This window comes from Nocardiopsis sp. CNS-639, assembly GCF_000381685.1.
GTDB classification, from domain to species: Bacteria; Actinomycetota; Actinomycetes; order Streptosporangiales; family Streptosporangiaceae; genus Nocardiopsis; species Nocardiopsis dassonvillei.
The window spans coordinates 98,065-110,251 of sequence record NZ_KB906873.1 but is presented as its reverse complement, the minus strand read 5'-3'; the positions used below and the strand labels follow the sequence as shown (position 1 = coordinate 110,251).

Annotated in this window: 10 protein-coding genes; 6 read left to right on the top strand and 4 right to left on the bottom strand. The window is 71.7% G+C overall.

Translation table 11 applies throughout. From position 1 onward, the window contains the following. The 5 genes from G011_RS30225 to G011_RS0124185 all read left to right on the top strand — a co-directional run. On the top strand, nucleotides 1-1,000 hold a 1,000-nt coding region (locus tag G011_RS30225; RefSeq protein ID WP_036553048.1), incomplete at its 5' end, for a glycoside hydrolase family 6 protein. 436 nt (nucleotides 1,001-1,436) lie between these two features. Then, nucleotides 1,437-4,121 (top strand): glycoside hydrolase family 48 protein, encoded by a 2,685-nt coding sequence (locus G011_RS0124200; protein WP_019610728.1) that lies wholly within the window; start codon nucleotides 1,437-1,439, stop codon nucleotides 4,119-4,121. Between the two features lie 70 nt (nucleotides 4,122-4,191). Continuing rightward, nucleotides 4,192-5,625, top strand: a complete 1,434-nt coding sequence (locus G011_RS0124195) for an endo-1,4-beta-xylanase (protein WP_019610727.1) — start codon at nucleotides 4,192-4,194, stop codon at nucleotides 5,623-5,625. A 278-nt stretch (nucleotides 5,626-5,903) separates the two neighbouring features. Continuing rightward, entirely contained in the window at nucleotides 5,904-6,974 is a 1,071-nt protein-coding gene (locus G011_RS0124190) for a lytic polysaccharide monooxygenase (protein WP_019610726.1), read from the top strand. Nucleotides 6,975-7,074: 100 nt separating this feature from the next. Further along, a complete protein-coding gene (locus G011_RS0124185) occupies nucleotides 7,075-7,743 on the top strand; it encodes a maleylpyruvate isomerase family mycothiol-dependent enzyme (protein ID WP_019610725.1) in 669 nt (222 codons plus the stop codon). Between the two features lie 186 nt (nucleotides 7,744-7,929). Here the strand turns inward: G011_RS0124185 and G011_RS0124180 are convergent, their stop codons facing one another. Then, nucleotides 7,930-8,523: a flavin reductase family protein gene (locus tag G011_RS0124180; RefSeq protein ID WP_026338612.1), complete on the bottom strand. Its 594-nt coding sequence runs from the start codon at nucleotides 8,521-8,523 to the stop codon at nucleotides 7,930-7,932. A 213-nt stretch (nucleotides 8,524-8,736) separates the two neighbouring features. On the opposite strand from G011_RS0124180, the gene G011_RS0124175 reads away from it, so the two are divergent. Then, entirely contained in the window at nucleotides 8,737-9,363 is a 627-nt protein-coding gene (locus tag G011_RS0124175; RefSeq protein ID WP_019610723.1) for a GAP family protein, read from the top strand. 145 nt (nucleotides 9,364-9,508) lie between these two features. Here G011_RS0124175 and G011_RS0124170 read toward each other — a convergent pair whose 3' ends face one another. From G011_RS0124170 to G011_RS0124160, 3 genes are all read right to left on the bottom strand, one after another. Further along, the gene (locus G011_RS0124170) at nucleotides 9,509-10,531 is read right to left on the bottom strand and encodes a pyridoxal-phosphate dependent enzyme (RefSeq protein WP_019610722.1); all 1,023 of its coding nucleotides are present in this window, start codon (nucleotides 10,529-10,531) and stop codon (nucleotides 9,509-9,511) included. An 87-nt stretch (nucleotides 10,532-10,618) separates the two neighbouring features. Next, complete coding sequence (locus tag G011_RS0124165; protein WP_019610721.1) at nucleotides 10,619-11,410, bottom strand: Rossmann-like domain-containing protein; 792 nt, start codon at nucleotides 11,408-11,410, stop codon at nucleotides 10,619-10,621. Beyond that, nucleotides 11,407-12,126: a methyltransferase gene (locus tag G011_RS0124160; protein ID WP_019610720.1), complete on the bottom strand. Its 720-nt coding sequence runs from the start codon at nucleotides 12,124-12,126 to the stop codon at nucleotides 11,407-11,409. Before G011_RS0124160 ends, G011_RS0124165 begins: the two co-directional genes overlap by 4 nt. Nucleotides 12,127-12,187 lie beyond the last annotated feature (61 nt).

Below are 12,187 nucleotides of genomic sequence, written 5' to 3'. Positions count from 1 at the left end.
CGCCGCTTTGGCCTCCAACGGCGAGCTGGGCCCGGACGAGATCGACCGGTACAAGAACGACTACATCGACCCCATCGCCCAGATCCTGGCCGATTACGAGGACACCGAGCTGCGGGTGGTGACCACGGTCGAGATCGACTCGCTGCCCAACCTGGTCACCAACGTCTCCCCGCGTGAGACCGCGACCGAGAACTGCGACGAGATGCTGGCCAACGGCAACTACGTCGAGGGGGTGGGCTACGCGCTGGCGCAGCTGGGCGCGATCGACAACGTCTACAACTACGTCGACGCCGGCCACCACGGGTGGATCGGGTGGCAGGACAACTTCACCGCTTCGGCGGAGCTGTTCTTCGAGGCGGCCAACGCCGCCGGGGCCACTCCGGCCGATGTGCACGGGTTCATCGCCAACACCGCGAACTACTCGGCTCTGGTGGAGGACAACTTCTCCATCGACCAGACCATCGCGGGCACGCCGGTGCGCCAGTCGGACTGGGTGGACTGGAACCAGTTCACCGACGAGCTGTCCTTCGCCCAGGCGTTGCGTGAGGAGCTGGTGGGCCAGGGGTTCGATTCGGGGATCGGGATGCTCATCGACACCTCCCGTAACGGGTGGGGTGGACCGGACCGTCCGGACGGGCCGGGGCCGAGCACGGATGTGAACGCCTACGTGGACGGGGGCCGCTACGACCGCCGTCTCCAGTCGGGGAACTGGTGCAACCAGTCCGGTGCGGGGCTGGGTGAGCGCCCCCAGGCCGCTCCGGAGGCGGGGATCGACGCCTATGTGTGGATGAAGCCGCCGGGTGAGTCCGACGGGTCCAGTGAGTTCATCGAGAACCCCGAGGGCAAGGGGTTCGACCGGATGTGCGACCCGACCTATGAGGGCAACCCGCGCAACAACTACAACATGAGTGGTGCGCTGCCCGACGCGCCGATCTCGGGGCACTGGTTCTCCGCGCAGTTCCAGGAGCTTTTGGCCAACGCCTACCCGCCCATCCAGTAGGAACGGCGACCGCCCGCCGGTGCGGTGGTACGAGGGGTGCCCGTCCGACACGGGCGGGCACCTCCGCTCCGCACTGCGCTCCGAGGCTCCCCGGGGCGGTCCGGCCCGCCCCGGGGCCCCGGGAACTTAACGAGCAGTCACCATGTTTGCACCCGTTGTCTCCGTGTGTCGTGGATGTTAACTTCGCCCCACGATGCCTGGGAGCGCTCCCGCAAGGTGTGCGCGAAACGGGCGTCTGAAATTCCGGAAAACCACCGGACGCGCACCGGCCCGACCCGGGCAACGAGCCGCAGGTCACAGCGTCGTACCCGGCTCCCTCCCCCCACACCCGCACTCCGACCCCGCCGCCTCCCCCCATCGGAGAGCTCCGCCCCGGCGCCGTCCTCCGGCGCGCGGGACCGCGGAGGGGAACGGAGAACCTGTCCGAGGAGGACACGTGACCACCCCCCGCCCCGGCCCGCGCCGCACGGCGCGCTGGCGCAGACCCGCGCCCGCGCTCCTCGGAGCGGTGCTCCTAGCCGCCCTCCTTCCGGCCGCGCCCGCGCAGGCCGCACCGATTTGCTCCGTCGACTACCAACTCAACGACTGGGGCTCGGGTTTCACGGCCGAGGTCTCGGTCACCAACGAGGCCGAGTCCGTCTCCAACTGGACGCTGGGCTGGGAGTTCTCCGGCAACCAGCGCATCAGCAACAGCTGGAGCGCGCAGGTCTCCCAGAGCGGCAGCTCCGTGACCGCCAGCGGCCCCTCCTGGGCGCCCGGCCTCGCCTCCGGCCAGACCGCCACGTTCGGCTTCCAGGCCACCTACAGCGGCGCCAACGAGGCACCCGCCGACTTCACCCTCAACGGCCTGGACTGCGCGGGCGAGGACGAGGAGCCCGAGCCCGAGGACCCGACCCTGGTCGTGGACCCCGACTCGGTCACCCTGGCGCCCGGCGGCGAGACCGCCTTCGACGTGGCCCTGTCCGAGGCGCCCGCCGAGGACGTGGCCGTCAGCGTGGAGCGCACCTCCGGCAGCCCGACCCTGTCGGTGGCCTCGGGTGCCTCGCTGACCTTCGGCGAAGCCGACTGGGACACCCCGCAGGAGGTGACGGTCGCCTCCTCCGGCGACGGCTCGGGCGACCCCGCCCAGGCCGAGTTCACCGTCTCCGCCGAGGGCTACGACCCCGTGGTCGTCACCGCGCGCGAACTCTCCGGCGCCTCCAACGCCTACGAGGAGGAGTTCCTCACCCAGTACGACAAGATCAAGGACCCCGACAGCGGCTACTTCCGCGAGTTCGACGGCCTCCTCGTGCCGTACCACTCGGTGGAGACCCTGATCGTGGAGGCGCCCGACCACGGCCACGCCACCACCTCCGAGGCCTACAGCTACTACCTGTGGCTGGAGGCGACCTACGGCAGGATCACCGGTGACTGGGAGCCCTTCAACTCCGCGTGGGAGTCCATGGAGGCCTTCATCATCCCGGGCACGGCCGACCAGCCCACGAACGGCTCCTACGACCCGTCGTCCCCGGCGACCTACATCCCCGAGTCGCTCGACCCGAGCGACTACCCGATGCCGCTGGACGACTCGGTCGAGGCGGGGCAGGACCCGCTCGCCCAGGAGCTGAGCAGCACCTACGGCACCGACGAGGTCTACGGCATGCACTGGCTGCTGGACGTGGACAACACCTACGGCTACGGGTTCTGCGGCGACGGCACCGACGAGGCCCCCGCCTACATCAACACCTTCCAGCGCGGCTCCAACGAGTCGGTCTGGGAGACCGTGCCGCACCCGTCCTGCGAGACCTTCCAGCACGGCGGCGAGAACGGGTTCCTCGACCTGTTCACCGACGACGACAACTACTCCGAGCAGTGGCGCTACACCAACGCCCCCGACGCCGACGCGCGCGCCGTGCAGGTGGCCTACCTGGCGCACGAGTGGGCCTCGGAGCAGGGCAACGAGGGCGCGATCGCCGAGAACGTCTCCAACGCGGCGATGATGGGCGACTACCTGCGCTACGCCATGTTCGACAAGTACTTCAAGGAGATCGGCGACTGCGTCGACCCCCAGTCCTGCCCGCCCGGATCGGGCAAGGACTCCGCGCACTACCTCATGGCCTGGTACTACTCCTGGGGCGGCGCGCTGGAGAGCGCCCAGTACCCCTGGGCCTGGCGCATCGGCGGATCCTCCGCCCACCAGGGCTACCAGAACGTGATGGCGGCCTACGCGCTCTCGGAGGTGTCCGCGCTCCAGCCGGAGTCGGCCACGGGCACCGATGACTGGGGCACCAGCCTCGACCGGCAGCTGGAGTTCCTGGAGTGGCTCCAGTCCTCCGACGGCGCCATCGCGGGCGGCGCGACCAACAGCTGGGAGGGCACCTACGCCCAGCCTCCCTCGGGCACGCCCACCTTCTACGGCATGTTCTACGACGAGAAGCCCGTCTGGCACGACCCGCCGTCCAACCGCTGGTTCGGCTTCCAGGTCTGGGACATGGAACGGGTGGCCGAGTACTACCGCATCACCGGTGACGAGCGCGCCGGGGACATCCTGGACGACTGGGTGCCCTGGGCGATCGCCAACACCACCGTCGGAGAGAACGGCGAGTTCGCCATCCCCGCCGACATGGAGTGGAGCGGCCAGCCCGACACCTGGACGGGCGAGTCCACGGGCAACCCCGACCTGAGCGTCGAGGTCGTCTCGCACGGGCAGGACGTCGGCATCGCCGCGGGCCTGGCCAAGACCCTCATGCACTACGCCGCCGCCACCGGTGACGCCGAGTCCCGCGCGACGGCCGAGGGCCTGCTCGACGCCCTCCTGGCCAACCAGGACGACCTGGGCGTCGCCGTTCCCGAGACGCGGGCCGACTACGCCCGCTTCGACGACGAGTTCGGCGCCCCCGACGGCGGCCTCTACATCCCCCAGGGATGGACCGGCCAGATGCCCAACGGGGACCCGGTCGACTCCGACTCCACGTTCCTGTCCATCCGGTCCTTCTACGAGGACGACCCGAACTGGCCCCAGGTCGAGGAGTACCTCGACGGGGGACCGGTGCCCGAGTTCACCTACCACCGCTTCTGGGCGCAGGTGGACGTGGCCACAGCCCTCGCCACCCACGGCGAGTTGTTCGGCGACGGCGCCTGACCGGCCGTAGCCGCACGGGGGCGGGCGCCGACGGCGCCCGCCCCCGACCTCCACAGAAGAAAGGAACACCATGTTGGTCACCAAGGGGCGAAGACGGCTCCGGGGAGGGGCCGCGGCCGCGGTCGCCCTCGCCCTCAGCCTGGTCACGGGCGGTCTGACCGCCGCCGCCCACGCCGAGGACACCGCGCTCACGGCGCAGGAGGCGGCCCGGGCCCAGCAGGCCACCCTGCGCGAACTCGCCGACCAGCGCGGGCTGCGCATGGGCACCGCGGTCGCGCCGCAGCACCTGAACCAGGCGGCCTACGCGCAGACCGCCGCGACCGAGTTCAACTCCGTCACCCACGAGAACGACCTCAAATGGGAGACCGTCCAGCCCCAGCCCGGACAGTTCAACTGGACCAACGCCGACCGCATCGTGGACTTCGCCCAGCAGAACGACCAGCTGATCCACGGCCACACGCTGGTGTGGCACAGCCAGCTGCCCTCGTGGGTGAGGGACGGCACCTTCACCGAGGACCAGCTGCTGGACGTCATGGACACCCACATCAGCACCACCGTGGGGCGCTACCGCGACGACATCGCCACCTGGGACGTGGTCAACGAGCCCATCGGGGACGACGCCCGGTTCCGCGACTCGGTCTTCTACCGGACGCTGGGGGAGGACTTCATCGCGGAGGCCTTCCGGATGGCCGACCGGGCCGACCCCGACGCCCGCCTGTTCATCAACGACTACAACATCGACGGGATCAACGCCAAGAGCGACGCCTACTACGACCTGGTCCGGGACCTGCTGGCGCAGGGCGTGCCGATCGACGGCATCGGCTTCCAGGGCCACCTCATCGCGGGACAGGTCCCCTCCAGCGTCCAGCAGAACATCCAGCGCTTCGTGGACCTGGGCCTGGAGGTGATGATCACCGAGCTGGACATCCGCATCCAGATGCCCGCCACCCAGCAGAAGCTGGAGCAGCAGGCCAGGGACTACGAGCAGGTGGTCAACGCCTGCTACGCGGTCGACGGGTGCTCGGGTGTGATCGTGTGGGGCGTCACCGACGCCCACTCCTGGGTTCCCGGGACCTTCCCGGGCCAGGGCGCGGCGCTGCCCATCGACGAGAACTACGATCCCAAGCCCGCCTACTGGTCGATCCACGAGGCGCTCGGAGGCGACCCCGGCCCCGACCCGGATCCGGATCCGACCGACCCGCCGTCGGGTGAGTGTGAGGCGGTGTACTCGGTGACGAACCAGTGGCAGGGGGGTTTCCAGGCTCAGGTGACGGTGACGGCGGGTGCGGCTCTGTCGGGGTGGACCGTGGAGTGGACCTTCGGCAGTGGTGAGAGTGTCTCGCACGCCTGGAACGCGTCGGTGTCGGGGAGCGGTGGCCGTGTGACCGCGACGAACGTGGGTTACAACGGCGCTCTGGCGGTGGGGCAGTCGACCTCGTTCGGGTTCGTCGGCAACTCCAGCGGCGGTGTCTCCACGCCCGAGCTGACGTGCAGCGCTTCCTGACCCGTCCGCACCCTGCTCTCTCTGTGCTCCTACGACCCAGTACCCCTGCAACACAGCACCCCTGCAACACAGTGCTCCTGCAACACAGTGCTCCTGCGACCCAGAGCCCAGACAACCCGGAATCCCCGTGACCCAGTACCCCCACAGCCCGGAGTCCCCGTAACCCGGTGACCACCCGACCCGACACACCCGCTGATCCCGCTGAGGGAACAGACCACCCGCCCCGGCCGCACCGCCCCGGTGCGGCCGGGCACCCCCCACAGAGATTGGAGTGGCCCATGCGGTCACGCAGCACCCTCGCCATGGCCTTGGCGCTCGGCGGCCTCGCCGTCGGCACCACCGTCGTCGCGCTGCCCGACACGGCCCAGGCCCACGGCGCGTTCACCTACCCGGCCAGCCGCACCTACGCCTGCTTCCAGGACGCCACCGGCGGCAGCAGCGGCGGCGCGCTCGCGCCGACCAACGACGCCTGCGCCGACGCGCTGGCCGAGGGCGGCAACTACCCGTTCTGGAACTGGTTCGGCAACCTCATCAGCAACTCCGACGGGCGGCACCAGGAGTTCGTGGCCGACGGCGAGCTGTGCGGACCCACCGACAGCTTCTCCGCCTTCAACGCGGTCCGCGCCGACTGGCCGACCACCGCGCTGCCCGCCAACACGACGGTGGAGTTCCACCACAACGCCTGGGCCGCGCACCCGGGCACCTTCTACACCTACGTCACCGAGGACGGGTTCGACCCCGCGACTGACGCGCTGACCTGGGACTCCCTGGAGCTCATCGACGAGGTCACCGACCCGCCGCTGCGCAGCGGCGGCGTCGCCGGAGCCGAGTACTACTGGGACGTGGACCTGCCCGACAAGGAGGGCCAGCACGTCATCTACGTGGTGTGGGAGCGCTCCGACAGCCCCGAGGCGTTCTACAACTGCTCCGACGTGGTCTTCGAAGGGGGCTCGGGCGGCAACCCGGACCCCGAACCGGAGCCCGAGCCCGAGCCGGAACCCGAGCCGGAACCCGAGCCCGAGCCGGAGCCCACGGACCCGCCGGCGGGTGAGTACTGCACGGCCGAGTACACGGTCCTCAACCAGTGGCAGGGCGGCTTCCAGGCCGAGGTCGAGGTCACCGCGGGCGAGAACGGGACCGACGGCTGGATGGTGGACTGGGTGTTCGCCAACGGCCAGGCGGTCAGCAGCGCCTGGAACGCCTCGCTCGTCAACCACGGCGCCCACTTCGAGGCCAGGAACGCCGCGCACAACGGCTCGCTCGCGGCGGGGGAGAGCGCCAGCTTCGGGTTCACCGCCACCTCGGGGAACGTGAACATCGAGCCGCGGGTGACCTGCCAGGAGCCGTGACCTGACCATCCCGGAGGGACCGTACCCCCCACACGAGGGCCGTGAAGGCCCGCGCGGTCCCGGCGCCACGGTACCGAACAGCGTTCGGTACCGTGGCGCCATGAACACCGTGAAGATCTACACCTCCTGCCAGGAGCGCATGCTCGCGCTCGCCGACGACCTGAGCGCGGAGCAGCTCGCCACGCCCGTTCCCGCCCTGCCCGCGTGGACCGTCCGGCAGACCTACGCGCACCTGGCCGGGCTCTGCGCCGACGTGCCCGCAGAACGGGTCACGCCCCCGGCCGACGACGCCGTCACCGCCCGCCAGGTGGCCGAGCGCGAGCACCTGGACATCGCCGCGCTCTGCGCGGCCTGGCGCGCGGACACCCCGGCCCTGCTGGAGGTCTTCGCCACCCGGACCCGGGCCCGCTACTCGCTGCCCGCGATCGACGTGTGGCACCACGAGAACGACGTCCGGGGCGCGCTGGGGATGCCCGCCCAGCCCGAGCACGCCGACGAACTGGCCGCCTTCGTCCTGGGCGCGACGGCCCGCGCGTGGTCCCCCGAGCTGCCCGGGGTGCGCGTGGCGGCCACGGACACCGGCCAGGAGTGGGCCTTCGGGGAGCGGGCCGACCTGGAGTGGTCGGACACGGCCTTCGAGCTGGTGCGCGCCGCCACCGGCCGCCGCAGCGCCGCCCAGATACGCGCCATGGACTGGAGCGGCGACCCCACCGACGTCCTGTACCGCCTGTCGGCCTTCCCCTTCCCGGAGACCGACCTGCGGGTCTGACCGGGGGACGACGGGCGTGCCCGGATCCCCCGTGCGGGACCCGTACCCGCCGCCCCCGGTCAGGTGGGTCGGAAGCGGCGGTCCGGACGGCCTCCGCCGATCGGGACGGACTCTCCGCACGCCGGATCGGCCGTCTGACGGCGGCGGTCGGAGCCGCCCACCGGGGTCATCGCCGGGAGCCGCAGGTCAGGGCCGGTACGGGATCCGCGGGAGGGCCCGCACCTCGCCCAGCGTGGACCACTCGTCGCGGCCCAGCCGCGCCAGCGGGCGCAGCAGGGTCGCCTCGGGGTGCCCGTCCACCAGCACCGACTCGTCCACGGCCGCCCGCACCACCCGGCCGAACACCACCGTCGAGTCGCCCAGGCCCACCGTCGAGTGCAGCACGCACTCCAGCGCCACGGGGGAGTCGGCCACCCGGGGCGGGCGCACCGACGCGCTGGGCTCGCGCCCGATCCCCAGGGCCTCGAACTCGCTCACCTCCGGCGGGTAGGAGGTGCCGCTGGCGTTGACCTGTTCCTGCATCGGCTCCGGGGCCAGGTTGACCACGAACTCGCCGGTCTCCTCCACGTTGCGCAGCGAGTCCTTGCGCCGTACCGAGGTGAACTGCACGATCGGCGGCTGGGTGCACGCGACGGTGAAGAAGGAGTGCGGCGCCAGGTTGTCCACGCCCGCCGCCGACGTGGTGGAGACCCACGCGATCGGGCGCGGCAGGATCACGGCCGTCATCAGCTGGTAGAACGCTCGTCCGGGCAGGTCTTGCGGTGTCCATTCGGTACGCATCGGCATCGATTATCCCGCCCCGCGTCGAGCGGGCCGAACCCCCGGACGGCGCGGCGCGGAGCGAACGAACCGGCGGGCGGGGGTCAGCCGCACGGGTGGTGGGCAGAACCACCTGTAGGCGGGCGAGAGCGTCAGCGCGGACATCCCGCGGCGGTCTTCCCCCGGCCTCGGACGAAGAGCGAACGCACCGGGCAGCTCTGGCGGTGAGAAGGCATGGACCTCAAGATCCTTCCGCTGGCGGTCACCATGATGGCCGGACCCCAGATCATCGCGGCGATGGTACTGGTCACCAGCCGACAGGCCGTGCGCGTGTCCCTGGCGTTCCTGGCAGGCGTGGCCCTGGCCACGGGCGCCGGCGTGATCCTCGCCCACGCCGTCCTCGCCCTGCTCGGCGGGGTGGTCCCCCTGGGGGACCCCTCCGACACCGGTTCGGTGGGCAACCTGATCCAGTTCGCACTGGTGGCGCTGCTCATCGCCGCCGCGATCAGGGCCTTCGTCCGCCGGGAGACGTCCACACCCCCCGGGTGGCTCACGGGGCTCATGGAGGCCGGGACCGCGCGTGCGTTCGCGACGGGACTGCTGGTGATCCTGGTGATGCCCTCGGACATCGTCGTCATGCTCACGGTGGGAGCGCACCTGGCCCATGGGGGAGAGGGCTTCGCGGCAGCGCTCGGATTCGTCGTTCTGACCGTGCTGATAGCAGCGCTGCCCCTGCTCGTGCTCGTGACCGCGGGCAGGCGTGCGCGAAACGCCATGCCCACCGCCCGGGACTGGCTGAACACCCACAGCTGGCTGGTCACCATCGCCACCTGCGTTGTCTTCGTGCTCCTCCTGCTGTGATCGTGGTCCGGGCGGGTCGTCCGAGGCCGCGGGGGCGACGGGAACACCGGGTTTCCGGGCGCTCCCGGGACTGGGGGAGCGCGGGGAGCCGCAGCGCCGCAGGCGCGGGCGCGGCCACCGCCGCCCCGCGCCCGCGCGTCCGGCTTCAGGCCGTGCGGTCGAACTCCGCCTGCCGCGGCGCCCCGGCCCGGCGCCACTCCATGCGCGCCCAGGGCAGGCGCAGTTCGGAGGTGCCGGTGACGTCCAGCGGCTTGAGGTCCTCCACCGCCTCGGCCTCCCGGTGGCGGGCGAACACCGACTCGGTGTAGCGGTGGCCGGTGTCGGCGGCGACGAACACCACCGTCCGGCCGGGGGAGAGCCCGAGTTCCCACCGGGCGGCCAGGTAGGCGGCGCCGCTGGAGAGCCCCGCGAACACGGCGTGCCGCCGCAGCAGGTCGACCGTCCCGGCCAGGGCCGCGGTGAAACCGGTCCAGTGCACGGTGTCGTAGAGGGTGTGGTCGACGTTGCCGAAGGGGATGGCGCTGCCGATCCCCGCGATGATGATGTCCTTGTCGGGCACGCCGTCGCTGGCGAAGGTGACGCTGCCGAACGGCTGCACCCCCACCAGGCGGGTGCCCGGGTCGGCCTCGCGCAGGTAGGTGCCCAGCGCGCCGGTGGACACGCCCGTTCCCACACCGCCCACGAGCGTGAGGTCCGCGCCCGCCGTCTCCCGGCGGAGCGTCTCGGCGACCTCGCGGTAGCCCAGGTAGTGGAGGGGGTCGTGGTACTGGCGCATCCAGTGGTGGTCCGGGTGGGCGGCCAGGACCTCCCGGACCCGGCGCACCCGGCGGCTCTGGTCCAGGCGCAGGTCGTCGGTGGACTCCATCTGTTCCAGGTGTACGCCCAGCACCTCCAGCTGTACGCGCAGGGTGCGGTCCACGGTGGTGGAGCCGATGATGTGACATCGCAGGCCGTACCGGTGGCAGGCCAGCGCCAGCGCGTGCGCGTAGACGCCGCTGGAGCTGTCCACCACGGTGTCGCCGGGGCGGACGGCGCCGCTCTCGACGAGGTGGCGGACGGCGGCCAGGGCCGAGAGGGCCTTGAGGGTCTCGAACCGCAGGCACAGCAGTCCGCCGCCCAGGTCGATGAGGTCGGGGCGGCCGATCGCTTCGGAGACGTGCTCGTCCACGGTCGTTCTCCTTACTGGTGGCTGGGGCGGGCGCGTGCGCCGGAACGCGAAGGTGCACGCGCCCGCCCGGGAGGAGGGCGTGGGTGTTCAGGCCGCCGGGGTCGCCCGGTAGCGGTAGAGCCGCGTGGGGTCGGCGCTGAACTGGGAGAAGGGGAAGGGCTCGGCGGAGACTCCGTCGACTCCGCGGCCGAGGAAGGCGCGCGCCACCGCGCTCGCGCTCTGGGCGTAGACGTACAGGGGGACGCCGCGCCCGCGGCACCGTGCCAGGAGCGGGTCGAAGGTGCCGTTGCCGAGGGTCATGCCGGTGGCCACGACGGCGTCGGCCGCGTCGACCACCTCCTCCATGGATTCCGAGACGGGGTCGCCCCAGCGGGTGGTGCGCAGGTTGAGGTCGCAGGGCAGGCACTCGCCGCCGCGTTCGCGGATGGCGGCCACGAGGGGGTTGACGACGCCGATCAGCGCGATCCGCGCGCCCTCGGTGATGGGGACGAGACCGGCGACGGCGGCGTCCCTGGCTTGCGCGCGCTGTTCGGGCGTTCCGGCGGGCAGGGTGACCGGTTCGGCCCGGGGGTCCTCGCGGTGCGGCGAGGTGTGGGCGAGGTGGGCGTCCAGGGCGGCCACCCGCAGGGGGAGGGGCCCCTGGGCGAGCAGTTCGGCCAGCGGGGCGCCCGAGGCCTCGCGGCACAGCTCCGGCGCGATCTGCCCGTCCTCGAAGGCGCAGGCCCCGAAGGCGCCGCCGACGCGCACGGCGACGTAGTGGTTGAGGTAGGTGGTGTCGCCCCCGGCCAGGCGGGTGCCGTGGTGGAGCCAGAAGACGCTGGTGGCCACGGTGTCGCCGACCCGGCCGACGGCGTCGCGCAGGAGGTCGTCGAGGGTCATCTCCCGGCCTCCTGGAAGCGGAACAGGTAGGTCAGGACCCCGTCGCCCCAGTCGTGCCGGTGGTGCACCCCGGCCCGGAAGCCGGTGGCCTCCGCGTGGGCGACGATGCGGCGCAGGTCGGCGGTGTTGGAGGCGATGAGGAAGACCTCCGCGCCGGGGGCCAGCAGAGGGCGCTCGGCCAGCTGGGTGAAGAACTTCTCCGTGATCGCCGCGCCCACGCACACGTTGCGCACGACGTCGGGGTCGGTGCTGACCGTCTGGCTGACCGCGGGCGGGTTGAAGGTGACCACGTCGAGCGCGGTCCCGTCCGGGAAGCCTTCGAACATGTCGCCGGTCACGGGGACGAGTTCGGTGGCGGTGCGGTCCCCGAGCAGGCGCGTGAAGTTGCGGGCGGCGGCCTCGACGCTGGGGGCGTGGACGTCGGCGGCGTGGACCCGGCGGGCGCCGCGCGCTCCGGCGGCGACGGCCTCCACACCCAGGCCCACGCCCATGGCGGCGTAGCGCCGTCCGCGCACGTCGATGTCGTCGTCCAGGATGCGCTGGTGGATCATCCTGCTGGTCCCGCCTGGGAGGAAGACGCCGGGCGGTACCTCGAACCCCCAGCCGTTCCAGGTGTAGGAGCGGGTGGTGTGCAGGTCCTTTCGCGGCGGGTTGACGGCGAGGATCTGTTCGGCGGGCAGCGGTGGGGGCAGTTGGTCCACGAGGGAGCGGTCCACGGTCGTCCTTCCAAAGGGGGTCGGGAGTAACACGGGACACCAACGAGGAGCGCCGGATGTT